This window comes from Pseudarthrobacter sp. TE3704 (assembly GCF_056279405.1).
Map to the genome: position 1 here is coordinate 116,096 of NZ_JBWCCJ010000003.1, position 25,163 is coordinate 141,258.

Annotated in this window: 21 protein-coding genes; 14 read left to right on the forward strand and 7 right to left on the reverse strand. The window is 65.6% G+C overall.

Annotation, left to right across the window (positions count from 1 at the left end; genetic code table 11):
- The first annotated feature begins 242 nt into the window (after positions 1-242).
- Both acs and ACZ9BC_RS08265 read left to right on the forward strand, forming a co-directional pair.
- Complete coding sequence (gene acs, locus ACZ9BC_RS08260) at positions 243-2,243, forward strand: acetate--CoA ligase (RefSeq protein WP_476245971.1); 2,001 nt, start codon at positions 243-245, stop codon at positions 2,241-2,243.
- A 92-nt stretch (positions 2,244-2,335) separates the two neighbouring features.
- The gene (locus ACZ9BC_RS08265; RefSeq protein ID WP_476245505.1) at positions 2,336-3,124 is read left to right on the forward strand and encodes a DeoR/GlpR family DNA-binding transcription regulator; all 789 of its coding nucleotides are present in this window, start codon (positions 2,336-2,338) and stop codon (positions 3,122-3,124) included.
- 9 nt (positions 3,125-3,133) lie between these two features.
- Here the strand turns inward: ACZ9BC_RS08265 and ACZ9BC_RS08270 are convergent, their stop codons facing one another.
- Positions 3,134-4,153, reverse strand: coding sequence for a LacI family DNA-binding transcriptional regulator (locus ACZ9BC_RS08270; protein ID WP_476245506.1), 1,020 nt, complete (start codon positions 4,151-4,153; stop codon positions 3,134-3,136).
- 10 nt (positions 4,154-4,163) lie between these two features.
- Positions 4,164-5,369 carry a Gfo/Idh/MocA family protein gene (locus ACZ9BC_RS08275; RefSeq protein WP_476245507.1) on the reverse strand — a complete coding sequence of 402 codons (1,206 nt, stop codon included), beginning with the start codon at positions 5,367-5,369 and terminating at the stop codon, positions 4,164-4,166.
- Positions 5,370-5,578: 209 nt separating this feature from the next.
- Between ACZ9BC_RS08275 and ACZ9BC_RS08280 the strand changes: the two genes are divergently transcribed.
- The 5 genes from ACZ9BC_RS08280 to aroQ all read left to right on the forward strand — a co-directional run bounded on the left by ACZ9BC_RS08280 (position 5,579) and on the right by aroQ (position 11,758).
- Positions 5,579-6,520, forward strand: a complete 942-nt coding sequence (locus tag ACZ9BC_RS08280; protein WP_476245508.1) for a carbohydrate ABC transporter permease — start codon at positions 5,579-5,581, stop codon at positions 6,518-6,520.
- A 9-nt stretch (positions 6,521-6,529) separates the two neighbouring features.
- On the forward strand, positions 6,530-7,456 hold the full coding sequence (locus ACZ9BC_RS08285; protein WP_115524850.1) for a carbohydrate ABC transporter permease: 927 nt from the start codon (positions 6,530-6,532) through the stop codon (positions 7,454-7,456).
- A 48-nt stretch (positions 7,457-7,504) separates the two neighbouring features.
- Positions 7,505-8,845, forward strand: coding sequence for an ABC transporter substrate-binding protein (locus ACZ9BC_RS08290; RefSeq protein ID WP_476245509.1), 1,341 nt, complete (start codon positions 7,505-7,507; stop codon positions 8,843-8,845).
- Between the two features lie 162 nt (positions 8,846-9,007).
- Positions 9,008-11,218, forward strand: a complete 2,211-nt coding sequence (locus ACZ9BC_RS08295; RefSeq protein ID WP_476245510.1) for an alpha-galactosidase — start codon at positions 9,008-9,010, stop codon at positions 11,216-11,218.
- Positions 11,219-11,293: 75 nt separating this feature from the next.
- Positions 11,294-11,758 carry a type II 3-dehydroquinate dehydratase gene (aroQ, locus tag ACZ9BC_RS08300; RefSeq protein ID WP_079597573.1) on the forward strand — a complete coding sequence of 155 codons (465 nt, stop codon included), beginning with the start codon at positions 11,294-11,296 and terminating at the stop codon, positions 11,756-11,758.
- On the opposite strand, the gene ACZ9BC_RS08305 is transcribed toward aroQ, so the two are convergent.
- The gene (locus tag ACZ9BC_RS08305) at positions 11,755-12,882 is read right to left on the reverse strand and encodes an acyltransferase family protein (protein WP_476245511.1); all 1,128 of its coding nucleotides are present in this window, start codon (positions 12,880-12,882) and stop codon (positions 11,755-11,757) included. The two genes, aroQ and ACZ9BC_RS08305, sit on opposite strands and share 4 nt — an antisense overlap.
- A gap of 253 nt (positions 12,883-13,135) precedes the next feature.
- Between ACZ9BC_RS08305 and ACZ9BC_RS08310 the strand changes: the two genes are divergently transcribed.
- Positions 13,136-13,918, forward strand: coding sequence for a polysaccharide deacetylase family protein (locus ACZ9BC_RS08310; protein ID WP_476245512.1), 783 nt, complete (start codon positions 13,136-13,138; stop codon positions 13,916-13,918).
- Positions 13,919-13,939: 21 nt separating this feature from the next.
- Here the strand turns inward: ACZ9BC_RS08310 and ACZ9BC_RS08315 are convergent, their stop codons facing one another.
- Positions 13,940-15,124: a MarP family serine protease gene (locus ACZ9BC_RS08315; RefSeq protein ID WP_476245513.1), complete on the reverse strand. Its 1,185-nt coding sequence runs from the start codon at positions 15,122-15,124 to the stop codon at positions 13,940-13,942.
- A 251-nt stretch (positions 15,125-15,375) separates the two neighbouring features.
- Here ACZ9BC_RS08315 and ACZ9BC_RS08320 point away from each other — a divergent pair, with 251 nt between their 5' ends.
- Together ACZ9BC_RS08320 and ACZ9BC_RS08325 are read left to right on the forward strand one after the other, a co-directional pair.
- The gene (locus ACZ9BC_RS08320; protein WP_009359192.1) at positions 15,376-16,053 is read left to right on the forward strand and encodes a Crp/Fnr family transcriptional regulator; all 678 of its coding nucleotides are present in this window, start codon (positions 15,376-15,378) and stop codon (positions 16,051-16,053) included.
- Positions 16,054-16,227: 174 nt separating this feature from the next.
- Positions 16,228-16,404 (forward strand): hypothetical protein, encoded by a 177-nt coding sequence (locus ACZ9BC_RS08325; protein ID WP_476245514.1) that lies wholly within the window; start codon positions 16,228-16,230, stop codon positions 16,402-16,404.
- Positions 16,405-16,423: 19 nt separating this feature from the next.
- Here ACZ9BC_RS08325 and ACZ9BC_RS08330 read toward each other — a convergent pair whose 3' ends face one another.
- The 3 genes from ACZ9BC_RS08330 to ACZ9BC_RS08340 are packed head-to-tail and all read right to left on the reverse strand — an operon-like array spanning position 16,424 to position 18,042.
- Positions 16,424-17,335, reverse strand: coding sequence for an NUDIX hydrolase (locus ACZ9BC_RS08330; RefSeq protein WP_476245515.1), 912 nt, complete (start codon positions 17,333-17,335; stop codon positions 16,424-16,426).
- 15 nt (positions 17,336-17,350) lie between these two features.
- Complete coding sequence (locus ACZ9BC_RS08335) at positions 17,351-17,884, reverse strand: RidA family protein (protein ID WP_476245516.1); 534 nt, start codon at positions 17,882-17,884, stop codon at positions 17,351-17,353.
- 2 nt (positions 17,885-17,886) lie between these two features.
- On the reverse strand, positions 17,887-18,042 hold the full coding sequence (locus ACZ9BC_RS08340; protein ID WP_009359196.1) for a DUF4177 domain-containing protein: 156 nt from the start codon (positions 18,040-18,042) through the stop codon (positions 17,887-17,889).
- Between the two features lie 37 nt (positions 18,043-18,079).
- Between ACZ9BC_RS08340 and ACZ9BC_RS08345 the strand changes: the two genes are divergently transcribed.
- The 4 genes from ACZ9BC_RS08345 (at position 18,080) to ACZ9BC_RS08360 (ending at position 25,110) form a co-directional block, all read left to right on the forward strand.
- Positions 18,080-20,386: a transglycosylase domain-containing protein gene (locus ACZ9BC_RS08345; RefSeq protein ID WP_476245517.1), complete on the forward strand. Its 2,307-nt coding sequence runs from the start codon at positions 18,080-18,082 to the stop codon at positions 20,384-20,386.
- A 6-nt stretch (positions 20,387-20,392) separates the two neighbouring features.
- Positions 20,393-21,337, forward strand: a complete 945-nt coding sequence (locus ACZ9BC_RS08350) for a metallophosphoesterase (RefSeq protein WP_476245518.1) — start codon at positions 20,393-20,395, stop codon at positions 21,335-21,337.
- A gap of 141 nt (positions 21,338-21,478) precedes the next feature.
- Positions 21,479-23,287 (forward strand): ABC transporter ATP-binding protein, encoded by a 1,809-nt coding sequence (locus ACZ9BC_RS08355; RefSeq protein WP_476245519.1) that lies wholly within the window; start codon positions 21,479-21,481, stop codon positions 23,285-23,287.
- Positions 23,284-25,110: an ABC transporter ATP-binding protein gene (locus ACZ9BC_RS08360; protein ID WP_476245520.1), complete on the forward strand. Its 1,827-nt coding sequence runs from the start codon at positions 23,284-23,286 to the stop codon at positions 25,108-25,110. The genes ACZ9BC_RS08355 and ACZ9BC_RS08360 overlap by 4 nt, the downstream gene beginning before the upstream one ends.
- The last annotated feature ends 53 nt before the right edge of the window (positions 25,111-25,163 follow it).

A 25,163-nucleotide genomic window follows, 5' to 3' on the forward strand; every position in this document is an offset into this window, starting at 1 on the left:
ACGGCGCCGCCGGGGGCGTCCTCCCGACGGCGGGCCCAACCATTCACCGCTTAATGGACGCCGCTCGCGGGTACGTCTGTGACAGGGCACACATGTATGTCCGGGCAAGCATTAGTCTTGATTCCGGAACAGCTCTTTGCGGTATGTCCGTGATCGGCCGGTGCCCAACGTCGTGCGTGCGGCGGAGCCCGGCCGGCAGCCAACATGCCGCGCAGCAAAGATCGATGAATGATGAGGTTCATATGTCCCAGGACACTCCAAGCTCCACGGCCACCGTTCCCGCAGGCTCGGCACAGCAGGGCGATGCCTTTGAAAACCTGCTCCATGAGACCCGGACCTTCCCGCCTTCGCCGGAGTTCGCGGCCAACGCCGTGGTCACCGCGCAGGAGTACCAGGAGGCCGACGCCGACCGGCCGGCTTTCTGGGCGAAGCAGGCGCGGGAGCTGCTCACCTGGAGCAAGGACTTCGATGAGGCGCTGGACTGGTCCAACCCGCCGTTCGCCAAGTGGTTCGTGGGCGGCGAGGTCAACGCGGCCTACAACGCGCTGGACCGGCATGTGGAGAACGGCCGGGGCGACCGGGTGGCCATCCACTTCGAGGGCGAACCCGGCGATACCCGCTCCTACACCTACGCGCAGCTGACCGAGGAGGTGAAGAAGGCAGCGAACGCCTTCGAATCCCTCGGCGTGACCAAGGGCGACAGGGTGGCCGTCTACCTGCCGATGATCCCCGAAGCCGTGATCACGCTGCTGGCGTGCGCCCGGATTGGTGCTGTGCACTCGGTGGTGTTCGGCGGCTTCTCGGCCGACGCGCTGCGGTCCCGCATCGATGACGCCGAGGCCAAGCTCGTGGTCACCGCCGACGGCACCTACCGCCGCGGCAAGCCCAGCGCCCTGAAACCCGCCGTGGACGAGGCCCTCGCCAAGGCCGGCCACACGGTGCAGAACGTGGTGGTGGTCAAGCGCAACGGCCAGGACGTGGACTGGACCGAGGGCCGGGACCACTGGTGGGCCGACACGGTCGAGGCAGCCTCCACCGAGCACACCGCCGTCGGGCATGACTCCGAGCACCCGCTGTTCATCCTCTACACCTCCGGGACCACCGGCAAGCCCAAGGGCATCCTGCACACCACCGGCGGCTACCTCACCCAGACCGCCTACACTCACAAGGCCGTGTTCGACCTGCACCCCGAGACGGACGTGTACTGGTGCACGGCCGACGTCGGCTGGGTCACCGGCCACTCCTACGTCACCTACGCCCCGCTCATCAACGGCGCCACCCAGGTCATGTACGAGGGCACCCCGGACTCCCCGCACCAGGGCCGCTGGTGGGAGATCATCGAAAAGTACAAGGTCTCCATCCTCTACACCGCGCCCACCGCCATCAGGACGTTCATGAAGTGGGGCCGGGAGATCCCGGACAAGTACGATCTCACCTCCCTCCGCGTGCTCGGCTCCGTTGGCGAACCCATCAACCCCGAAGCCTGGATGTGGTACCGGAACGTCATCGGCGGGGACGAGACCCCCATCGTGGACACCTGGTGGCAGACCGAGACCGGCGCCCAGATGATCGCCCCGCTGCCCGGCGTCACCGCCGCCAAGCCCGGCTCGGCCCAGGTGCCCCTGCCTGGCATCGCCGTGGACGTGGTGGATGAGATGGGCGAATCGGTGCCCAACGGCCACGGCGGGTTCCTGGTGATCCGCGAACCCTGGCCCGCCATGCTCCGCGGCATCTGGGGCGACCCGGAGCGCTTCAAGGACACCTACTGGTCCCGCTTCGAAACCATGTACTTCGCCGGCGACGGCGCCAAGAAGGACGAAGACGGCGACGTCTGGCTGCTGGGCCGGGTGGACGACGTCATGAACGTCTCCGGGCACCGGCTCTCCACCACCGAGATCGAATCGGCCCTGGTCTCCCACCCCGCCGTGGCCGAAGCCGCTGTCGTCGGTGCCGCGGACGAAACCACCGGCCAGGCCGTCGTCGCGTTCGTCATCCTCCGCGGCGACGCGGTCAACGGCGGCGACGACACGGTCCAGGAACTCCGGAACCATGTGGGCAAGGAAATCGGGCCCATCGCCAAACCGAAGAACATCCTAGTGGTCCCCGAACTGCCCAAGACCCGGTCCGGCAAAATCATGCGCCGCCTCCTCAAGGACGTCGCAGAAGGCCGCGATCCCGGCGACGCCACCACCCTCTCCGACCCGACGATCATGCAACAGATCGCCCAGTCGCTCAGGAAATAGAAGCCCGCGACGACGGCGCTGCCCACTTGGTGGGCGGCGCCGTCGCCGTATGCTGGGAGCAGCCCCGTCACCTGCCCGAAGGAACCGCCCAGATGCTCGCCGTCGCACGCCACCAGGCCATTTTGGACGCCCTCCAGCGCGAACGGGTGGTCAGGGTCTCGGACCTGGCCCAGCAACTCGGCGTTTCCCTGATGACGGTGCGCCGCGACATTGAGGTGCTTGAAGAGGGCGGGCGCCTTGAGCGCATTCACGGCGGAGCTAAGGTCCCGGGCGACACCAGCACCCATGAGCCGGGATTCGACCTGAAGTCCACCCAGTTGACCGACGAGAAAAAGGCCATCGCAGTTGAGGCGGCCGGCTTGGTGCAGGAAGGCATGGCGGTGGGCCTGAGCGCCGGAACCACCACGTGGGCGCTGGCCAAGGAACTCACCGTGGGGCCTCGAATCACTGTTGTCACCAACTCGGTACGCATCGCGGACCTGTTCCACCACGCCGCGTCCGCCGGCTCCGCCCGCTATGCCTCCACAGTCATCCTGATAGGCGGCGAGCGAACGCCGTCGGATGCGCTGGTGGGCCCCATCGCCACGGGCGCGCTGAAGCAGCTGCACCTCGACGTTTTGTTCCTCGGCGTCCATGGGATGGATGCCGACGCCGGGTTCACCACTCCCAACCTGCTGGAGGCGGAAACGGACCGCGCCTTCGTAGCGGCTGCGCGCAAGACAGTGGTCCTGGCCGACCACACGAAGTGGGGCCTGCTGGGCATCAGCTCCATCGCTTCCCTGGAGGAAGTCGACGAAGTCATCAGCGACGAAGGCCTGGGCGTGGAGGCCCAGCGCATCCTCGAGGAACGGGTGGGCCGGCTGAGGCTCGCCGGCCTCTGACGAAAACCTTCAGGGGCAGCCGCAGGATTGGCGGATGTGCAGTTTCGTAGGGAAGATCCGGTGCTGCGGCTTTTCCCCGCGGCTGGCTCCCACCAGTGCCGCCACCGCGGCTTCCGCCATCACGGCCACCGGCTGCTCCACCGTGGTCAGCGGGGGCCAGGAGTATTCGGATTCGGCGGAACCGTCGAAGGAGGCTACCGCAATGTCGCCGGGGATGGACAGCCCTGCTTCGTGCACTGCCCGCAACAGGCCGATCGCCTGCATGTCGGACGTGGCGAAGATCGCCGTCGGCCGGTTGACGGAAGCCAGCAGCCGCTGGCCGGCGAGATAGCCGCCGGGCCGGGTGAAGGCATGGTAGACAATCGGCCCTTCGGGCAGGCCCGCGTCCTGCAGAGCCTCCCGCCAACCCACTTCACGGCCGTCGGTATTGCCGGAAACGTTGGTGCCCATGGCCAGGCCAATATTGGTGTGCCCGTGGCTGATCAGGTGTTCAACGGCCATCCTGGCGCCCGCCGCGAGATCCACTCCGATGCTGTTGAACCCCGGCGCATCCCGCTCCTGGTTGAGCAGGACCGAGGGAATGTCCGCCGTTTCCAGGACCTCCAGGTCCGGCTCGAAGAGGACGCTGGCCAGGAGCACGCCGTCCACTTGCCGGGCGGCAAGGTTGCGGATATTCCGCCGCTCCTTGGCCAGGTTCCCGTCCGAGTTGCTCAACACCAGGGCGTATCCCAGTTCTGCCGCGGCATCCTCCACGGCATGGGAGAAAAGCGAGAAGAACGGGTTGGAAATATCCGGAACCACAAGCCCCAGCGTCTCGCTGGAGCCCAGCTTGAGCGCACGGGCCGCCGCGTTGGGACGGTAGCCCAGGACGCGGATGGCGTCCTGGACCTTGGCTTCGGTGGCAGGCGCCACCTTCTTGGGCCCGCCGTTGACAACGTAACTGACGACGGCGGTGCTCACGCCGGCGTATCGCGCCACGTCCTTACGGGTCACGGGGCCCCGTGTGGCCTGCGCTGCCGGAGAAGTCATGCTGTCCATGTTAGGTACAAGTACCCGGCGCATCGCCGAAGTCACGGATGGGAAGCCGTGCGCCGCTCTGCAAAGCTGACTGGTGCGCCACGATTCCGGGGAGGGTGAAGCGGGCCGCCACCCAGGCGTTCACCGGCGGCAGGGTGCGGTGGTTGACGGCTGTGACGAAGTCATCCACCAGGAAGTGGTGGCTTCCCTCGTGCCCGTTCGGCGCGCCGCGGAACTCCTGCGGAAGCCGTTCCGGGTCGTGGACCGGTGCCAGGCCGGAGACGAAGGCATCCCTCAGCTCCGGCGCCACATTGGCGAGCGAAGGATCGTCCAGGGAAATGCTGGGCCGGGTCTCGAGTTGCTCGGAGATGTCGTGGACGTTGCGCTTGTCCTGCCACACAGTGACTTTTGCGAGCTGTTCGAAGCTGGCTTCAGTGCCGAAGAAACGGAACCGCGACTCCCGGATGTGAGAGGGGTAGCCCACCCGGCGCATCTCGTTGGTGCGCATGACCCCGCCGTCGTTCAGCTCAAACAGGGCCGTGGCGTTGGAGAAGTCATTGCCGAACATGCTGACGTCCTTGTCAAAGACGCCGTCGTTGCGGTCATCCTTGACTCCGACGCAGCTGACGCTGACGGCATGGGCGGGAACGGCACCGAGTACTCCGCCCACGGCGTGGGTTGGATAGAGCATGGGCGGGTAGCTGGCCGTTTCCTTCCAGCGGTCCCCGCCGCTGTACTGGTAGGCCTCGTAGAAGCCCAGGTCCATGTCGTGGACGTAGTCGCCTTCGGCATAGAAGATCCGGCCGAACTTCCCCTCAGCGAGTTGCTTGCGCGCGTAGACGGTGGCGGGGTTGTAGTAGCTGGTCTCCCCCATCATGTAGACCAGCCCGGTGTCACGGACAGCCTCGATGATGCGGGCAATCTCGTCCTCGGAAACAGCCATAGGGACCGCGGAGTACACGTGCTTGCCGGCGCGAAGCGCCTGCTCCACCAGGGGACCGTGCGTCCAGCGCTGCGTAAAGATCGCAACGGCGTCGACGTCGGAGGCCAGCAGCTCTTCAAAGCTCGCCTGTGAACCCGCCAGCCCATAGCGGTCCACCGCTTCCGCAGCCCGCTCCGGAAGCTCGTCCACCACGTGCACGGCACTGACGCCGGGGTGCAGGTTGAACAGGTGGGCGAACTGGCAGCCAAACTGGCCGGCTCCTACTACGCCGATTGAGAACGTCATTGTCTTCCTTCCGGGAAGTCCTGGCAGCGCCGGGCAAGCGCTGTCCTTCGGGAAGGCAAGTGTTTCACCCGGATCTACTCGAGTCAACAGACCATCGAATGGAAAATTCCTCTTACTTCCGAGAAAAAACAAAAGCTTGCCCCTCCAAATCTACTCGTGTAGATTACGTGGCAGTTGTTACTCACATCACAGTCAGGAAAGGGTCGAAGATGACCACCCTTGCCAAACACCCCAGATCGGCGTCGCCAGCATCGGCTTCGCCCAAGCCGCAAGGCAGCTACCGCCGGTTCGGGGACCTCAGGATCGCGCTGCTCTTCATCGCCCCGGCATTGATCGGCTTCGTCTTTTTCTACGTTGTGCCAACCATCCGCGGCATCTACCTGAGCTTCACGGAATACAACATCCTCGGTGATCCGGAATGGATCGGCCTGGACAACTACACGGGCATCGCCAAGGATCCGCTGTTCTGGAATTCACTGGCCGTTACAGGACAGTACGTCTTCCTGAACATCCTCCTCCAGACGGCCCTGGCCCTGGGCCTGGCCCTCCTGATGCACCAGGTGGCAAAGTCCACGATCATCCGCGGGGCACTGCTGCTGCCCTACCTGATGTCCAACGTCATCGCCGCACTCTTATGGTTCTGGATGCTGGACTACCAGATCGGCGTGGTGAACCAGTTCATCGAGTGGAGCGGGCTGCCCCGGGTCGCCTTTTTCGGAAGCGAAGGGTGGGCCATTCCCACCCAGGCCCTGATCAATACCTGGCGCCATATGGGCTACACGGCGCTGCTGATCTTTGCCGGGCTGCAGGCCATCCCGGGCCACGTTTATGAGGTGGCCAAACTGGACGGCGCCTCAGCATTCCAGACCTTCCGGAAGATCACCATCCCGCTGTTGCGCCCGGTCCTGGTCCTGGTCCTCGTGGTGACGGTGATCGGTTCGTTCCAGGTCTTCGACACCGTCGCAGTGACCACCGCGGGCGGCCCTGTCAACGCGACCCGCGTCATCCAGTACTACATCTACCAGCGCGCCTTCACTGAGTCGGACTTCGGCTACGGATCCGCCATCGCCGTCATTCTCTTCCTCATCCTCGCCCTGGTGGCCTTCATCCAGATGAAGTTCCTCAAGGGCAACGAATCGGACCTGGACTAGGAGTCCCGCATGACCACCACCGCAAGCCGCGCAACGCTGCCGGCCGGAACCCGCCGCCGTCGTCCGTTCAACGCCCGCCGCGCCGGCGCCTGGGCCCTCCTGGTCCTCGCCATCGCCGTCTCCGTCCTGCCCTTCCTCTGGGTGCTGAGGACAGCACTGTCCACCAACAATGCCCTGGCTTCCAGCGCCGCCAGCCTGCTGCCGGCGGAGTTCACCTTCGGCGCCTTCAAACGGGTCTTCGGGCTGCAGTCACCGGCGGAAGCCGTGGCCGAAGGCGGCTCCGGTGCCGCCATCGACTTCTGGCTCTACCTACGGAACTCGATCATCTTTTCCTCCATCACCACCGCCGGCGCCGTGTTCTTCAGCGCGATGGCCGCCTACGCCTTCGCCCGGCTGCGCTGGAAGGGCCGCAACGCAGTCTTCAGCCTCTTCCTCGGTACCATGCTGGTCCCGCCGATCTTCACGGCGCTCCCCAACTTCCTGCTGATCAAGAACCTGGACCTGCTCAACACGATGCTCGGCATGGTCCTGCCGTACGTCTTCATGACGCCGTTTGCCATCTTCTTCCTGCGCCAGTTCTTCCTGAACATGTCCCGCGAGGTGGAGGAAGCGGCCATGCTCGACGGCGCCAAGCACCTCCGGATCTTCTTCCAGATTGTGCTTCCCAACGCCGCCGCCCCCATCGCCACGCTTGCCCTCCTCACCTTCATCGGCCAGTGGAACGAATACTTCTGGCCCCTGCTGGTCGGTTCCCAGGATGACGTCCGTGTCCTTCAGGTGGGGCTCGGCGTGTTCAAGTCCCAGTCACCGCAGGGCGCACCGGACTGGTCCGGACTCATGGCGGCAACCCTCATCTCAGCCCTGCCGGTGCTGATCCTGTTCGCGGCCTTCGGCAAGAAGATCGTCAACTCCATTGGATTCTCCGGCATCAAATAAGCACTCCCCCGATCCCGCAAGTAACCTCCCCGAACGGAAAGTAGAACCATGAAGAAATCCCTCGGCGCCGTTGCCGTCGCCGCAGCCGTGGCACTCTCCCTGTCCGCCTGCAGCGGATCCTCCTCCTCCGAAGAAAGCGCCAAGGGCGAGATCAGCTACTGGCTCTGGGACGCCAACCAGCTCCCCGCCTACCAGCAGTGTGCCGACGACTTCACAAAGGCGAACCCGGATATCCCGGTCAAGATCACCCAGCGCGGCTGGGACGACTACTGGAGCACCCTCACCAACGGCTTTGTCGGCGGCACGGCCCCGGACGTCTTCACCAACCACCTGGGCCGCTACGGCGAGCTGGCCGAGAACAAGCAACTGCTGGCCATCGATGAGGCCGTCGAAAAGGACAACGTGGACCTTTCCGCCTACAACGAGGGCCTCGCTGACCTCTGGGTCGGCCAGGACGGCAAGCGCTACGGCCTTCCCAAGGACTGGGACACCATCGGCCTGTTCTATAACAAGGCCATGCTGGCCGGCGCCGGGATCACCGAGGACCAGATGAAGGACCTCACGTGGAACCCCGAAGACGGCGGCACCTACGAGAAGGTCATCGCCCACCTCACCGTGGACAAAAACGGAAAACGCGGCGATGAGCCAGGCTTCGACAAGAACAACGTCGACGTCTACGGGCTGGGCCTGAATGGCGGCGGCGACTCCTCCGGCCAGACGGAGTGGAGCTACCTGACGAACACCACCGGCTGGTCCCACACGGACAAGAACCCGTGGGGCACCAAGTACAACTACGACGACCCCAAGTTCCAGGAGAGCATGGACTGGTTCGCCGGGCTGGCCGAGAAGGGCTATATGCCCAAGCTTGAGACCACCGTGGGCGCGGCCATGGCGGACACCTTCGCAGCCGGCAAGTCCGCAATCAACGCGCACGGCTCCTGGATGATCGGCCAGTACACCGGCTACAAGGGCATTGAGGTGGGAATCGCTCCCACCCCCGTTGGCCCCGAAGGCGAGCGCGCGTCGATGTTCAACGGCCTGGCCGATTCCATCTGGGCCGGGACCGAGAAGAAGGACGCAGCCATCAAGTGGGTCGAATACCTCGCGTCCGCCGACTGCCAGGATGTCGTCGCGTCCAACGCCGTGGTCTTCCCCGCACTCAAGGCGTCCTCGGACAAGGCCGCCGAAGCTTTCAAGGCCAAGGGCGTGGATGTCACCGCGTTCACGGAGCACGTCAAGGACAAGACCACGTTCCTGTACCCCATCACGGACAACACCGCCAAGGTCAAGGGCATCATGGAGCCCGCCATGGACGCCGTGGTCTCCGGCAAGGCGCCGGCCAGCTCCTTGACCGCAGCCAATGAGCAGGTCAACGCCCTCTTCAAGTAAGCCCTCCCCCGAAGCGTGGCTGCGTTTGTGGTCGCAGCCACCGGGCCGGATGCCGCCGTCCCATCCTCGCGGCGGCGGCATCCGGCCACCCCTTCCCGGCTACCAAAACACTCCGTACCGCGTCTTCCGGCGCACAGCACAACGACGAAAGAGACTTTCCCTATGGATCCCCTGCACCTCCGTTCCGCCGGCACCAGCCTGGTGATCAGCTTCGACAGCGGGGAGGCTGAGGTCATCCATTGGGGCGCGGACCTCGGCGCAACCCTGCCGGACCTGGCCATCCTCACCAGCCCCGTTCCCCACTCCGCCATCGACGCCCGTGTCCCCGCCGGCCTCCTCCCCCAGGCCTCATCCTCCTGGCGCGGACGTCCCGCCTTCCGCGGCTCCCGGATCACCGACGGCGGCTCCGGCCTGGACTTCTCCTCCCGCCTCCGCACCATGTCAGTCACCGCAGAAGGCGCCCGTGCACAGATTGTCCAGGCCGACGCTGATACCGGCATCAGCGTCTCGTCCAACCTGACGCTGCACGACGGCGGCCTGCTGGAACTGCGCCACACCGTCACCAATGACGGCACTACCCCCTTCCAGGTGGACGAACTGGCCACCGTCCTCCCGGTTGCGCCGGACGCGGTCGAACTCCTTGACCTGACCGGCCGCTGGTGCCGCGAGCGCCACCCGCAGCGGCGGGCCATCCAGCAGGGCACCTGGGTCCGCACCGGCCGGCACGGCCGCACGGGCCACGATTCCTCCCTGCTGTTCGCCGCCGGCACACCGGGCTTCGGCAACCGCCACGGCAAGGTGTGGGCCACCCACCTGGCCTGGAGCGGCAACCATGAGCAGTTCGCGGACACCATCGGTGACGGCCGGACCATGATCGGCGGCTCGGAACTCCTGGGACCCGCCGAGGTGGTCCTTGCACCGGGCGGCAGCTACACCACCCCGGCACTGTTCGCCGCCTACTCGGAATCAGGGCTGGACGGGATCACCGAAGCCTTCTATAGCTGGTTCCGGTCCCGCCCGCACCACGTGCTCCCCGCCGCGTCCACCGGCCTGCCTGCAGGCAAGCCCCGCCCGGTGGTGCTCAACACCTGGGAAGCCGTCTACTTTGACCACAACCTGGACACGCTGATCGAGCTGGCCGAATCCGCGGCCGATCTTGGCGTGGAGCGCTTCGTCCTCGACGACGGCTGGTTCCGCGGCCGCCGCGACGACCAGGCCGGCCTCGGCGACTGGTACGTGGATGAAACCCTGTGGCCGAACGGCCTGACGCCGCTGATTGATGCGGTGACCTCCCGCGGGATGGAGTTCGGCCTGTGGGTGGAGCCGGAAATGATCAACCTGGACTCGGACATTGCCCGGGCGCATCCGGACTGGATCGTTGGCCCCTCAGCCATCCAGCACAAGGACGGCGGCCGGCTGCCCCTGGAATGGCGCAACCAGCACATCATCGACCTGGTCAACCCTGAGGCCTGGCAGTACATCTACGACCGCATCGACGCCCTGCTGGCCGGCAACAACATCAGCTACCTCAAATGGGACCAGAACAGGGACCTGCTGGAGCACGGCCACGCCGGCCGCTCCTCGGTCCACGAACAGACCCTCGCCGCGTACCGACTGTTCGATGAGCTCCGCAAGGCGCACCCCGGCGTCGAAATTGAAAGCTGCTCCTCCGGCGGCGCCCGGGTGGACCTGGGCATCCTGGAACGGACCGACCGGATCTGGGGGTCGGACTGCAACGATGCCCTGGAACGGCAGACCATCCAGCGCTGGACCGGGGCCGTGGTCCCGCCGGAAATGGTGGGCAGCCACATCGGCCCCACCACGTCCCACACCACTGCCCGCACGCACGATCTGTCCTTCCGCGCCATCACTGCCCTGTTCGGCCACTTCGGCATGGAGTGGGACGTCCGCAGCGTGCAGGGCGAGGAGCGTGAGGAACTGCGGCGCCTGGTGGGCCTGTACAAGGAGCACCGGGACCTGATCCACAGCGGCCGCCGGGTCCACGCCGACGTCGCTTCCGACGCGCTTCTGCTGCACGGCGTTGTTGCGGGCGCACCTGCCACAGAAGGCACACCTTCTCCTGAAGGCACGACGGCGGCCCTGTTCGCTTTGGTCAGCACCGGCACCTCCGCGGCCGAGGAACCCGGGCGGATCGGCCTCCCCGGCCTCGACGCGGAACGCAGCTACCGGGTGGAGGCAATCTTCCCCGCGCCGGGCGACGTCGACTACGTGCACACCTTCACCCAGGTCCAGCCGCCGGCGTGGCTGTCCGACGGTGCGGCGGCAAGCGGCAGGTTCCTTGCCGAGGTGGGCCTTCCCATGCCCATCCTCAACCCTGAGCACGCACTGCTGTTGAAGGTCACCGCCCTCTAGATGTTGGCACCGCCTGCCGGGCGTTCTGGACGTAAGAATGCGCGGCAGGCGGACCCAGCCGATAGATTTGCCTCCATGACTGAAGCCTCCTCCGCCGTCGACGCCGGCCGCGGCACCATCCTTGTAATCAATGGCCCCAACCTGAACCTCCTGGGCACCCGCGAGCCGGAAAAGTACGGCACCTCAACCCTCGCAGACGTGGAGCAGCTGGCCGCCGCCGCAGCGAAGGCCCATGGCTTCGACGTGGAATGTGTCCAGTCCAACCATGAAGGCGTCCTGCTGGATGTCATCCACGCGGCCCGGGGCACGGCCGCGGGTATCGTGATCAACGCCGGCGCTTTTACCCACACGTCCGTGGCACTCCGTGACGCCCTCGCCGCCGTGCAGCTTCCCGCCGTCGAGGTGCACATCACCAACGTGCACCAGCGCGAGGAATTCCGGCACCATTCGTACCTCTCGCCCGTGTGCGCGGCGGTCATCGTGGGGGCAGGCGTCACCGGGTACCGGCTGGCCATCGACTACCTGGGCGAAGTCCTCTAGCTGCGTGTTGCGGTCCGTGCGGGCCAGAGCCGTGGTGTCCTGCCGGCGGCGAGGTCTTCCACCCAGCCCACGCACAGGATGGCCACTCCCAGGAGCGGCCAGACCATGAGGAACAGCAGCCAGTCGCTTTCCAGCAGCCAGGGAAAGGCCTCGCTGAGGACCGGGTTTTCCCAGCCGAGGTCAATGAGCGGGACCGCGGCGACGAGCAGCAGGTTATGCCACAGGTAGATGGTGATGGCCCGGTTGTTGAGGAGCGTTACGACGCCGTCGAGGATCTTCATCCGCCCGGGCAACGCCGGCCACACCGGGGAAAGCCGCAAAAGCACCGCGCAGTACCCCAAGGACCACAGGGCCTGGGCGAGCGGGATCTCGTTCAGGTTCCAGCCTTCCTCACTCGGGTGGGTGGCCGCCCAGGCGAGTCCGAGCACCATGAGGGCCAGGGCAAGGACCACCACGACAGGGAACCGCAGTTTGCGCAGCAGGCCATCGTGGTGGGCGAAGCCGAGGATCCAGCACGAACCGAAGGTGATGAAGTCGGTGACGGGATTGTTCGCCCATTCCGGCAATGCCGCGTTTTCAAGGGTCAGGACAGCCAGAAGTCCAAGCGGGGCCAGCAAGGTAACCCAGGGAAACCGGCGGAACGCCTTGAGCAGCAGCGGCGAGAGCAGCATGAACCAGAAGTAGGCCCGGATGTACCACAGGATCTCCTCGGCCTGGAAACCCCATGTGGAGTCCGTCAGGACATCATTTGTTCCCGCGCTTTCCGGGAACGGCGGGGTGCCCACCGGGACGAACCACAATGCAAGGTCCAGCCAGTAGCCTTCCTCCTCCTGCCATGGCCGCCAGCCCGTGAGGAACAGCAGGCCCAGCACGGTGACGGCGTAGAGCCAGAGCGGAAGCAGCAGCCGCCGGGCCCGGCTTTTCAGGACCCCCGCAGCCGGCCGGTCCAGCGAACGGGCCATCAGGGCCCCTGCCAGGGCGAACATCACGCCCATTGAGGGAAACACGAGGCTCATCCACACGGCACCCGAGAAGCTGTGGAAGGCAACCACCCGGGCCAGTGCCACCGCACGCAGGGTATCCAGGTACCGGTCCCGCCCGGGTGCCTGGATACCAGTTGACATGGGTTCCTTCCTCCCGGTTGCCACCTTGCCTCCGCACAACAGTAGAAGCACCGGCGGACACGGGCATCTGTAGGAAGTACTCGAAGTTTTCCCTTGCCATACCTGCATCTCCGGCCATGCGGCGCAGGCGGGCGGGAACTCCCCTTCTTTGGGATTGGGTAGCCCAGGCCCTCGATCCCAAAAGCACGTGCAGAATACTATTTGTTTACGCCGGGCAGCCGCCGGTGCACATGTCAGGCCTTCGGGGTACCCCATGCGAAAACTGCTTGTTCTGCTGACGTCCGTGTTTTTGGTGCTGACCCTCGGCGGCTTCACCGGGGATGCCGGCTTCAGCCGCGGCATGGTCAGCGTCACGTTCGACGACGGCTGGGCCAGCCAGCACCGGAATGCGCTGCCCATCCTGGACAAGTATGGAATTCCGGCCACCATGTACATCCACTCCGGAGCCATTGACGAACAGCCCACGTACATGACGCAGGAGCAGATCCAGGACTTTGCGGACCGGGGCCATGAGATCGCGTCCCACTCGGTGACGCACGCGCACCTTCGAGAGGTCCCGGCCGGCCAGCTCGACGCGGAGCTGAGGGAAAGCCAGGCTACGCTGCGGCAGTTGTTCGGACCGGCGGCGGCCACCAGTTTCGCCTCGCCCTATGCCGAATACAACGACGCCACCTTGGCGGCCATCAGGCAGGTCTACTCCAACCAGCGGGCCTATGACGACGACGGGACGGACGACTCCGGCTTCAACACCCGCCTCAACTATGACCCCTATAACTTGAGGGTGAAGTTCGTTGACGCCACCACGACCACGGCAACCGTGCAGGGGTGGATCGATTCCGCCAAGTTCTACAACGCCTGGCTGATCCTGGGCTACCACGAAGTGGGCGAGAACATCGGCGGCGGCGTCTACACCACGGACACCGCCGTACTCGATGCCGACATGAAAGCCGTCAGGGATAGCGGCCTTGGCATCGTCACGGTCGCTGATGGCGCCGCCGAAGCCTTGCCGCAGGCATCAGTAAACCTACCAGGCTGACCCGCCACCTGCGCGGGCTGGCTATTTCTGGATGCACTGCCCGGAGGAAACAGGCGACGTCAGCGCCGAGGCCTGCGCGACGACCGGATTCAGGTCATCCATGGTGATGGCGAAACCCATGTCCGTGTCCGAGGTGGCCTTGGCGAAGATGACGCCCGCCACCTGGCCCTCCGTTGTGAGCAGCGGTCCGCCGGAATTACCTGGCTGCACGTCGCCGGCCAGCCGGTAGATCTCCTCCGGGGTCGGGTTGCTGCCGTAGATGTCCGGGACCAGCACGGTGGTGATGTCCTGCACAGTGGCCGGCTTCGATTGGAAGGGACCGCCGTGCGGGTAGCCGGCGAAAGCCGCCGGGCTGCCGCCGGGCAGGTCGGTGCTCAGGGGCAGCGGCTGCGACGGCAGGTCCTCCACGGCCAGTACCGCGAGGTCATGCTTGGTGTCGAAGTAGACCACGCGGCCCGGCATCGCGCCGCCGTCGGGCAATTCCACCACCGGCTGCGACACGCCCGCCACAACGTGCGCGTTCGTCACCACGCGATCCTCGGAAACCACGAAGCCCGTGCCGGTCTGGTTTTGCCCGCATTCGTAGGCCGTGCCCGCAATTCTGAGGACGGACTCGGCCGCCCTATTCAAGGCAGGGGTGTCGGTGCTGGCATTGGGCACGGGAACTACAGGGCCCTGTTCCAGCCCCTCAATGAGGGTGGGAATTCCGTTGCCAATAACTGCCGAGCGCAATTGCGCCATGGTTGCCTTGACCGGGGTGGGGGTCAGCCCGTCGATGAACCGGATGACCTTGGATTCCGCCAGCTGCTGGGAAACGAGCGGCACACCCAGTGAACTGATGCTGAACGCGAGCATGGACATGACCAGCGCGGAAACCACAACATTGGCGGCGCCGCCCACCAGCCGGTCCGCTGCCCGCAGGGGCCGGATCCGCATGGCGCCGCGGATTTGCCGGCCCACCATGGTGCCCAGGCCATGTCCCAGGACCACCAGGACGACGGCGGCCGCCACGATGGCGGTCAGCCTCCATCCGGAGTCCTCAACGAAGCCGCTGACCAGGGGAACAGCGAAAAAGGCCGCCACGGCGCCGGCAGCAAAACCGGCGATGCCGCCCGCCGTCACGAGGAAGCCGTTGCGGAGGCCGTAGACCAGGTAGGACAGCAGGGCCAGGATCAAGATCAGGTCCAGGACAGTCAAGCCGACCACGAAGGCTCCTTATAAACAGTTGAAACCTCATTCTAATGGCGGTGGCTGACAATCATCTGTGGGTTCGCTTCTGCTGCCGGGCACCCGCATGGCGCTCCCGGACGGGCCGTAACGGGTCAGTGAAAAGCGTCCGCTCGCACCGTTTGAGCCCGTCATAGGGGCGTTTCGGCTGCCAAGTTCGTCACAGAACCTTGAAAATTCTGAAACAATGGCACAAGCGCCACAGCCGATACTTTTACTCAGGAGATTTTATGGACATCGAGGTACTGCGCCGAGCACCCCTTTTCGCCACGCTCGACGACGACGCATTCCGTCTGCTGACGGACGAGCTCACCGAGGTGGACCTTTCCCGCGGCGCATCCGTCTTCCGCGAGGGCGACCAGGGTGACCAGCTTTACTTCATCGTTTCCGGCAAGGTGAAGCTGGGACGCACCTCCCCGGACGGCCGCGAATCACTCCTGGCCATCCTCGGCCCGGGTGAACTGTTCGGCGAAATGGCGCTGTTCGATCCCAGCCCCCGCACCGCCACGGCAACCGCGGTCTCCGAGACCCGGCTGGCCGGATTGAAGAACGAGAGCCTGAACAACCTGCTCCGCACGCGCCCCGAGGTTTCGGCCCAGCTCCTGCAGGCTTTGGCCCGCCGCCTGCGCCGCACCAACGACTCCCTCTCGGACCTGGTGTTCTCCGACGTTCCCGGCCGCGTCGCCAAAGCACTGCTGGACCTGGCCGACCGCTTTGGCCGCCCCGCCACCGACGGTGTCCTCGTGGCCCACGAGCTTACACAGGAAGAGCTGGCGCAGCTGGTGGGCGCCTCCCGCGAAACCGTGAATAAGGCCCTCGCCGAGTTCGTCCAGCGCGGCTGGCTCCGCCTGGAGGCCCGCGCCGTAGTCATCCTGGACATGCAGCGCCTCCGCCAGCGCTCCCGCTAAGCACCGCAAGAAGGCCGCCCCTCGGGGCGGCCTTTTGCATGCTGTTCGGTGGTTGAGCCTGTCGAAACCCAGAACCGGTGGTTGAGCCGACAAGCTCAACCACCGGAACGTACTTCGGTTTCGACTGCTCAGCCACCGAAGGGGCGGTAAAATTGAGCCTAGAGGTGCATGGCGATGTCTGTGGCTCTGGCGGTCTTCCTGATCCTGCTGGGCCTGGCGTCCCTGGCTGCCATTGCCGGGACGGTGGCCCTGGTGATCCGCGACGGCCGCGGGCAGATTCCGCTGGAGCCTTCTATCCGGCCCTGGACTGCGGGGGGTGCTTCCCAGCCGCCCCTACTCCACGCTCCCTAAGATCTAGCCTCGGCGGGACCTAGCGTTCGCGTTGGGGATCGCCGGGCGTGGTCTTCGCGGCCTCCACCTCCAGGAGGAGCCTGCCGTCCTCCTGGACAAGGCTGGGCTGGTACACGTGGGCTTTGCGCTTGTAGCTCAGGTAGGCGATGCAGCCGTTGGCCGAGGCCATCTTTTCAAGCATGATCTCGGAGCCCGGCACCAGGAGCTCGCCGAGGGTCCTGCGCACCGTGTTCTCCTGGCCCACTTCATCGCCCAACGCGGTGCTATCACGGTCTTCGATGATCCTGGCGGCGTTCACCCACCTGCCCCAGACGCCCTTGCCTTCCAGAAGGGTGGGCTCCTGGCTCAGCGGCACGGTGGCCGCGAAGTAGCGGGTGTCGAACCTGCGGTGCGCGAAGTCCGGGCTGCGCCAGTTGACCAGGGACTTCAGCAGGTCGGTCCGGAGCAGGAGGCCCCGCTTTTCCAGGACCTGCGCGAGCGTCTTCTCCTGTTCGGCGACGGCGATGCGGGCACGCATCCAGTCAGCCGTGGATGTGGCTTCGACGGTACTGGACATGTCCGGCCCCGCCAGCAGCACGCCCGTTTCTTCGAAGAGTTCCCGGATGGCGCCCACCACGTGGCGCCGCGCCAGCCCAACGTCGTCCGTTCCCATCTGCTCAGCCCAATGCTGCGGGGACGGGCCCAGCCAGCCGATGGGGTCGTCGTCGGCGGCGTCAAGCGAGCCGCCCGGGAACGCAAGAACCCCCAGCGGCGAGGAACCGGGCCGGTAGGCCAGCCAGGTTTCCAGGCCCGTGGGGGAATCCCGCAGCAGGACCACGGAGGACGCGAGGCGCGCAGCCCGCGGGGTCCGTTCGCCGTGTTCAAGCCAGCTGTGCGCTGCCCCTTCGAGATCCTGGGGAAGTGCAAAAAGGCGTCGGGCGAGTTGAGGCAAGGGAAGCGACCGGCCTTAGCTGAATTCGGCGATCAGTTCGACTTCCACAGGAGAGTCGAGCGGAAGGACAGCAACGCCGACGGCGGAACGGGCGTGCTGGCCTGCGTCGCCAAGGACGCGTCCCAGCAGTTCGGAGGCGCCGTTGATGACGGCGGGCTGGCCGGTGAAGGACGCCTCCGACGAGACGAAGCCCACTACCTTGACGATGCGGGTGATGCGGTCCAGGTCCCCGATCACGCTCTTGACGGCGGCCAATGCGTTGACGGCGCACACGGCGGCGTAGCGCTGGGCGTCTTCCGGGGAAACAGTGGGCTCGTCGGCGAAGGCCTCACTGCCCGCCGAGACCTTGCCGGTAGCTTCGAGTTTGCCGTTAATAAAAGGCAGCTGCCCGGAGGTGTAGACATGGTTGCCGGAGATCACCGCCGGGACGTAGGAGGCCACCGGGGCAGCCACCTCGGGAAGGGTGATTCCGAGTTCGGCGAGGCGCTGCTCAACAGCGGAAACGGGGGCTGCGGCTGTGCCGGACTGGGCTTCTGCGGGCGTGCTCATTACTACTGCTTCTCCCTCTTAAGGTAGGCAACCAGGCCGTTTCCATCAGGGCCGGGGACAACCTGGACGAGCTCCCAGCCGTCCTCTCCCCACTGGTCCAGGATCTGCTTTGTGGCGTGAATAATGAGCGGAATCGTCGCGTACTCCCATTTGGTCATGAGAGAAAGACTAGTCCTTGCCGGTAAAGTGGAAAACATGGCGACTCGTAAGAACCCCTTATTCGATACTGCCACCACCCTCGGAAAGATCCTCGTTTTCCTTGGCGTGAGTGCGATTTGTGGTGTCCTGGTAGCTGGCCTGCTGGTCCCGGCGGCCGCCGTTTCGGGCAGCGCAGCAAGCGGTTCCATCGAGTTCTTCGACACACTTCCGGCCGAGCTGAAGGTTGATCCGCCCAACCAGACCACCAGGATCCTGGCGGCTGACGGAAGCGAGATCGCCAGCGTCTACACGGAGAACCGCACCAAGGTTGCCCTGGACCAGATTTCGCCGTTCGTGAAAGAGGCTGTCATCGCCGTCGAGGACAGCCGTTTCTATGACCACGGCGGTGTGGACACCACGGGTATCCTCCGTGCACTGGTGAGCACCGCGCGCGGCAACCGGCAGGGCGCCTCCACCATCACGCAGCAGTACGTGAACAACGTCCTCAACGCCAACCTCGCCGCCGAGGGCAACGAGGACCAGATCAAGCTCAACGGCGTCAACAAGGGCGTGGGCGACAAGCTCCGCGAGATGAAGCTGGCCATCGCCCTGGAGAAGGAGTTCAGCAAGGAGCAGATCCTTGAGGGCTACCTGAACATCGTGTTCTTCAACCGTGACGCCTATGGCATCGAAACCGCCTCCAGGTTCTTCTTCAGCACCTCCTCCAAGGACCTGACCCTCCCCCAGGCTGCGCTGCTCGCCGGCCTGGTCAACAGCCCGTCCGCATTCGACCCCATCAACAACCCGGAGAGCTCCAAGCAGCGCCGCGACCTGGTGCTCGGACTCATGCGGGACCAGGGCAAGATCACCCAGGCGGACTACGACGCCGCGGTTGCCACCCCCGTCGAAACCAAGGTGACGCAGCCCAAGCAGGGCTGCGCATACGCTTCCACCGCCCCGTACTTCTGTGACTATGTGCTCCACCTCCTGGAGAACAACCCCGCCTACGGCGCGGAACTGGATGAGCGCAAGCGCCTCATCTACGGCGGCGGCCTGACCATCACCACAACGCTTGACCCGAGCGCCCAGGCTGCTGCCCAAGAGCAGGTCAACGCCTCCGCCGGCGCCAACCCGGACAAATGGGGCGCGGCCATGGTCTCCGTACAGCCCAACTCGGGCAAGATCGTCTCGATGGCCCAGAACACCACCTTCCTGCCGGCCGAAGGCTCCTTCGACTCGCAGGTGAACTTCAACGTGGACAAGCTGGACAAGGACGGCAACGACCTCAACGGACTGGGCGGCGCACAGCCGGGCTCCACCATGAAGCCGTTCACGTTCGCCCAGTGGCTCAATGAGGGCAAGTCCATGAACACCGTGGTCAACGCCGCGCAGCGCAAGTACCCGCTGAACTTCCGCTGGCGCAACTCCTGCGGCGTGGTGACGGGCGCTTACAACACGGCCGAGAAGGGCCTCGGCGCCGCTGACGACCTGCAGAACGCAGAGCCGCAGTGGTACCGGCCCCTGTCCGTCCTTGAAGGCCTTTACAACTCCATCAACACCGTGACCTTTGCGTCCGCGGCCCAGCTGGACTTCTGCGGCATCCAGAAGATCGTGGACGCTGTGGGCCTGCATGGCGGCCTCCCGGCTGACGGCGACCCGAACCCGAAGATCAACATGTCCACGCTGGCAAACCTGCTGGGCTCCACGCAGACCGCACCGCTGACCATGGCGAGCGCCTTCGCCACGTTCGCCAATGACGGAAAGTACTGCGAGCCCATTGCCATCACGTCGGTGACGGACCAGACCGGGGCAACCCTGCCCGCCCAGTCCACCAACTGCCGGGATGCGATCAAGCCCGAGGTGGCCCGCGGCGTCAACTACGCGCTGCAGGAGACGCTGAACCGCGGCTCCGGCTCGCTGATCCAGCCCAGGATCTCCACCCGCACCAGCTTCCCCATCGGCGCCAAGACCGGTACGTCCAACAACAACGGCTCCACCTGGGTTGTTGGCCACACCACCGGCCTGGCAACCGCTGCCTGGTTCGGTGACGCCCTGGGCTCCCAACAGCGGCCAGGCCAGAACGTCACCGTCAACGGCAAGTTCTACCAGGGGATCGATGGTTACATGATCGCCGGGCCCATGTTCTCGAACTTCATGACCCGGATTGCCCCGGCGTACGGTACCGAGCCGTTCCCGGCACCGCCGAGCAACTTGCTGGGCGGCGGCGGAACCACGCGGAACACCACACCCGCCACCACGGCTCCCCAGGCCACCCAGGCGCCGGCACCCTCCTCACCGGCCGCCACGCAGCCCGCCCCTGAGCCCAGCAGCAACGGGAACGGCAACGGAAACGGGAACGGCTAGCCGCCGATGACCATGACCACCTTGGCCAGCCGCGTCCGCACCGTCGGGCGCGGCTTTGCCGTCACCGCAGGAGCCGGTACAGCCGCCGGTATGGCCGCATTCGGCTACGGGCTCTGGGAAAAGAACCAGTTTGTCCTCCGGGAAGAGACCCTGGACATCCTGCCTCCCGGCCGGAATCCGTTCCGGATCCTTCACCTGAGCGACATCCACTTCGTACCCGGCCAGAAGAAAAAGGCGGCCTGGCTGGAGTCTTTGGCCGGCCTGGAACCGGACCTGGTGGTGAACACCGGAGACAACCTCAGCCACGCCCAGGCGGTGGATCCCCTCCTGGCCGCTCTCCGCCCGCTGCTGGAGTTTCCGGGCGTTTTTGTCCCCGGCTCCAACGACTACTTCGCGCCGAGCCTGAAGAACCCTGCCACCTACCTGCTTGGCCCGTCGAAGGTGAAGCCAAAGCCCGTCCCGCTGGACTGGCCGCGGCTGCGTTCGGGATTCGGGATGGGCGGCTGGGTTGACCTGACCAACCGCCACCAGTCGCTGGTCCTGAACGGCATGCGTTTCGATTTTTCCGGGGTGGATGATCCGCACCTGAACCGTGAGCGCTATGCAGGGTGGCCCCGCGGAACCATCAACCAGGACTCCAACGACCACCTCAAGGTGGCCGTCATCCACGCGCCCTATCAGCGGGTGCTGGACCACTTCACCGAGAACGGGGCGGACCTACTGCTCGCCGGTCATACGCACGGCGGCCAGTTGTGCATCCCGGGTTACGGTGCCCTCGTATCCAACTGCGACCTCCCCACATGGCGCGCCAAAGGCCTGAATGATTGGCAGAACAACGGACGCACGACGCCGGTGAACGTCTCGGGCGGCATCGGCACCTCCCGCTTCGCCCCGGTAAGGATCGCCTGCAAGCCCGAAGCTGTCCTGCTGACCCTCACCTCCCCCAGCTAGCGCCGGGCCGCAGGACAATTACGGACTGCAATAAGTGGGCAAGCACCCAAACCCGGTTCGATCCCTGTGAATCGTCTCACCCCATGGCATAGGGTAGTTGCTACGGGAAACTACATTCGATTTAGAGCTTGAGAAGCGGGCATGGCCAAGCAAACTCCATTCTTCAGATCCATCAGCCGTATCTACCCCCATGTCCGCCCCATCATTCCCCGGCTCCTGCTTGGGCTGCTGTGCGCGCTCCTGGCCAGCGTTGTTGCCCTCGCCATCCCCCAGGTGTTGCGGGTCCTGGTCAATGAATCGCTGAAGTCCGGCGGCGCCACCGAGGCGGTCTGGATCTCCGCGGGCATCATCCTGGTCCTGGGCGTGGCCGAAGCCGGACTCGTCGCCCTGCGCCGGCAGTTCGTGATCAATCCCGCCACAACGGTGGAAACCCGGATGCGGGTGTCACTTTACGGCCATTTGCAGGACCTCACGGTCTCCTTCCACGACCGCTGGGGCTCCGGCCAGCTGCTCTCCCGCGCCATGACGGACCTGAACTTCCTGCGCCGCTGGATGGCCTTCGGCGCCATCATGCTGGTGGTCACCACCCTCACCGTCATCATCGGCATCTCCGTCATGTTTGCCATGAGCTGGCAGCTGGCCCTCATCTTCCTGGCCGCTGCCGTGCCCATCATGGCGTACAGTTTCCGCTTCCGTACCCGCTTCAGCAAGGTTGCCCGCCGCAGCCAGGACCAGGCCGGCGACCTTGCCACCACGGTGGAGGAATCCGTCCACGGCATCCGCGTCCTGAAGGCCTTCGGCCGGAGCAGGGAGGCGCTGGAAAACTTCAACGAACAGGCCGAGGAACTGCGGCAGACCGAGATTGAAAAGGCCCGCCACCAGGCCATGTTCACCCTGGTGGTCACGCTCCTGCCCGAGCTCGCCCTCGGCGCCGGCCTGGTGGTCGGCGTTATGCTCTGCGCCAGCGGCCAGCTGGACATCGGCGCCCTGGTGGCGTTCTTCGCCACCGCGGCCGTGATGGCCTCCCCCGTGGAATTCTCCGGGATGCTGCTGGCCATGGCACTCACCGCCAAGACCGCCGTCGACCGCCACTACGAGGTGATGGACTCGGAAAACACCATCACCAGTCCCCCGGCCCCGCGGCGTCCCGCCCGGCTGGCTGGCTCCCTGACGTTCCGCAACGCCTCCTTCGCGTTCGACGATGCACCGGACAAGCCCATCCTGAAGGACATCACCCTTGACGTCCGGCCCGGCGAGACCATGGCCCTGGTGGGCATCACGGGCAGCGGCAAGAGCGCCCTGATCCAGCTGGTGCCCCGGCTCTATGACGTGACCGAAGGTGCCATCACCATCGACGGCGTGGACCTGCGGGACTTCGACGTGGAGGAACTCCGGCAGATCGTGGGCGTGGCCTTCGAGGACACCACGCTGTTTTCCAGTTCGGTACGCGACAACGTCCTGCTGGGCGCCCGCGAACGGAGTGACGACGTGCTGGAAGAAGCACTCGACGTGGCACAGGCGCACTTCGCCTACTCGCTGCCAGAGGGTGTGGACACCCTGATCGGCGAGGAAGGGCTCAGCCTTTCCGGCGGGCAGCGGCAGCGGATCGCCCTGGCACGTGCCATCGCGGCCCGCCCGCGGGTCCTGGTCCTGGACGATCCCCTGTCCGCCCTGGACGTCCACACCGAGGAACTCGTGGAGACCCGCCTGAGGGAAGTGCTGAAGGACACCACCACCCTCATCGTGGCCCACCGGCCGTCCACCGTGGCCCTCGCCGACAGGGTGGCGCTGCTTGAGGAAGGCCGGATCACCGCCGTCGGAACCCATACGGAACTGCTGGCAAGCAACCACCATTACCGCTACGTCATCGCCAGCCTGGACCGGGAACCCCGGGACCTGGACTCCGAACTGTCGGCGCTTGAGGACCAGACAGAGGAAGTCACCCGATGAGCACGGCAACGTTCGGCACGGCCAATGAAGACAACGCCCACCTCAGCAAAAGCGACAGCAGGGCAGTACGACGGCGGTCGCTCGCCTTGCTGCGCTCCCTCATCCGTCCCGTACGGGTGCGGTTCTGGCTGACCATCGCCATGGTGGTCCTCTCCCAGGCCGCGCGTGTTGCCGGGCCGGCGCTCATCGCCTTCGGCATCGACCACGCCCTGCCGGCGCTGCAGGCCGGGGACAACCTTCCGCTGGTCTTCACCGGCGTCGCCTACCTCCTGGCAGCCATCGCGACGGCGGGGCTCACGGCCCTCTATGTCACGTCCACCGCCAGGCTCAGCCAGTCCATGCTGCTGGACCTCCGGGTCAGGGTATTCCGCCATACGCAGCGGCTCAGCCTGGAATTCCACGAAAAATACACGTCTGGGCGGATCATCGCCCGGCAGACCTCCGACCTTGAAGCCCTTCGTGAGCTCCTTGACTCGGGCGTGAGTTCGCTGGCATCGGGCCTGCTGTTCATGATCTTCACGGCCGTCACCGTTTTCGCCCTGGACTGGCGCAGCGGGCTGCTGGTCCTGGCCGCCGGCGTTCCCATGTTCTTCCTGGCCCGCTGGTACCAGAAGCACTCCCAGATTGTCTTCCGGGAATCCCGGGTGGTGTCCGCCCGGCTGATCGTGCATTTTGTGGAGACCATGACCGGCATCCGCGCCGTCAAGGCGTTCCGCAAGGAGAAGGAAAACGCGGAAACCTACGGGCAGCTGGCCGAGGAATACCGGCAGGTGACCGTCCGGTCCATCAACCTCAACGGCATCTTCCAGCCCGGGCTGGTCCTGACCGGCAACGTGTGCGTGGCCGTGGTGCTGCTGTTCGGCGGCTTCCGGGTGCTCACCGGGGACCTGGCGGTGGGTGTGCTGCTGGCACTGATGCTTTCCACCAAGCGCTTCTTCCAGCCGGTGGACCAGATGGCCATGTTCTACAACTCCTTCCAGAGCGCCCAGGCCGCCCTTGAAAAAGTCTCCGGCCTCCTCGAGGAGGTTCCCACGGTGCGGCCGCCGAAGAACCCTGTTGCGTTGAAGAGCGCCCGGGGAGAAATCGACTTCCGTGGCGTGGAGTTCCGCTACGGCGACGGGCCAGTCGTCGTCCCCACCCTGAACCTGCACATTCCGGCTGGCCAGACCGTGGCACTGGTGGGCCAGACGGGTGCCGGCAAGTCCACGCTGGCCAAGCTCATTGCCCGCTTCTACGATGTGACATCCGGTTCGCTCACCCTTGATGGCGTGGACCTCCGGAACCTCAACACCACGGACCTCCGGCGGAACATCGTGATGGTCACCCAGGAAGCGTTCCTGTTCAGCGGCTCAGTGGCGGACAACATCGCCCTTGGACGCCCGGAGGCGTCCCGCGCCGAAATCGAGGAAGCCGCCAAGGCGGTGGGTGCCCACGAATTCATCCTGGAACTTCCCGAGGGCTATGACACCGACGTGAACAAGCGCGGCGGCCGGGTGTCCTCAGGCCAGCGGCAGCTCATCAGCTTTGCCAGGGCCTTCCTGGCCCGCCCGGCCGTGTTGATACTGGACGAGGCCACCTCCTCCCTGGATATACCCTCGGAGCGGCTGGTGCAGAGCGGGCTGGCCCGCCTGCTCGCCGGCACCGATACCGCCGGCAGGACTGCGCTGATCATCGCCCACCGGCTGTCCACCGTGGAGACCGCGGACCGGGTCCTGGTGGTCCACGACGGTCGTATCGTGGAGGACGGCAGCCCCGCAGACCTTATCGGCGGCGGCGGCCGCTTCGCCGACCTGCACGGCGCCTGGAAGGATTCGCTGGTCTGAGCCTGCAGGTCACGCGCAGGCAGACATGCAGGCCCCCGGTTAGGCTATGAGAA

Bases quoted from the DNA above. Each gene is read 5' to 3' on its own strand.
- acs (WP_476245971.1), top strand. From the start codon at position 243: ATGTCCCAGGACACTCCAAGCTCCACGGCCACCGTTCCCGCAGGCTCG.
- ACZ9BC_RS08265 (WP_476245505.1), top strand. From the start codon at position 2,336: ATGCTCGCCGTCGCACGCCACCAGGCCATTTTGGACGCCCTCCAGCGC.
- ACZ9BC_RS08270 (WP_476245506.1), bottom strand. From the start codon at position 4,153: ATGACTTCTCCGGCAGCGCAGGCCACACGGGGCCCCGTGACCCGTAAG.
- ACZ9BC_RS08275 (WP_476245507.1), bottom strand. From the start codon at position 5,369: ATGACGTTCTCAATCGGCGTAGTAGGAGCCGGCCAGTTTGGCTGCCAG.
- ACZ9BC_RS08280 (WP_476245508.1), top strand. From the start codon at position 5,579: ATGACCACCCTTGCCAAACACCCCAGATCGGCGTCGCCAGCATCGGCT.
- ACZ9BC_RS08285 (WP_115524850.1), top strand. From the start codon at position 6,530: ATGACCACCACCGCAAGCCGCGCAACGCTGCCGGCCGGAACCCGCCGC.
- ACZ9BC_RS08290 (WP_476245509.1), top strand. From the start codon at position 7,505: ATGAAGAAATCCCTCGGCGCCGTTGCCGTCGCCGCAGCCGTGGCACTC.
- ACZ9BC_RS08295 (WP_476245510.1), top strand. From the start codon at position 9,008: ATGGATCCCCTGCACCTCCGTTCCGCCGGCACCAGCCTGGTGATCAGC.
- aroQ (WP_079597573.1), top strand. From the start codon at position 11,294: ATGACTGAAGCCTCCTCCGCCGTCGACGCCGGCCGCGGCACCATCCTT.
- ACZ9BC_RS08305 (WP_476245511.1), bottom strand. From the start codon at position 12,882: ATGTCAACTGGTATCCAGGCACCCGGGCGGGACCGGTACCTGGATACC.
- ACZ9BC_RS08310 (WP_476245512.1), top strand. From the start codon at position 13,136: ATGCGAAAACTGCTTGTTCTGCTGACGTCCGTGTTTTTGGTGCTGACC.
- ACZ9BC_RS08320 (WP_009359192.1), top strand. From the start codon at position 15,376: ATGGACATCGAGGTACTGCGCCGAGCACCCCTTTTCGCCACGCTCGAC.
- ACZ9BC_RS08325 (WP_476245514.1), top strand. From the start codon at position 16,228: ATGTCTGTGGCTCTGGCGGTCTTCCTGATCCTGCTGGGCCTGGCGTCC.
- ACZ9BC_RS08335 (WP_476245516.1), bottom strand. From the start codon at position 17,884: ATGAGCACGCCCGCAGAAGCCCAGTCCGGCACAGCCGCAGCCCCCGTT.
- ACZ9BC_RS08340 (WP_009359196.1), bottom strand. From the start codon at position 18,042: ATGACCAAATGGGAGTACGCGACGATTCCGCTCATTATTCACGCCACA.
- ACZ9BC_RS08345 (WP_476245517.1), top strand. From the start codon at position 18,080: ATGGCGACTCGTAAGAACCCCTTATTCGATACTGCCACCACCCTCGGA.
- ACZ9BC_RS08350 (WP_476245518.1), top strand. From the start codon at position 20,393: ATGACCATGACCACCTTGGCCAGCCGCGTCCGCACCGTCGGGCGCGGC.
- ACZ9BC_RS08355 (WP_476245519.1), top strand. From the start codon at position 21,479: ATGGCCAAGCAAACTCCATTCTTCAGATCCATCAGCCGTATCTACCCC.
- ACZ9BC_RS08360 (WP_476245520.1), top strand. From the start codon at position 23,284: ATGAGCACGGCAACGTTCGGCACGGCCAATGAAGACAACGCCCACCTC.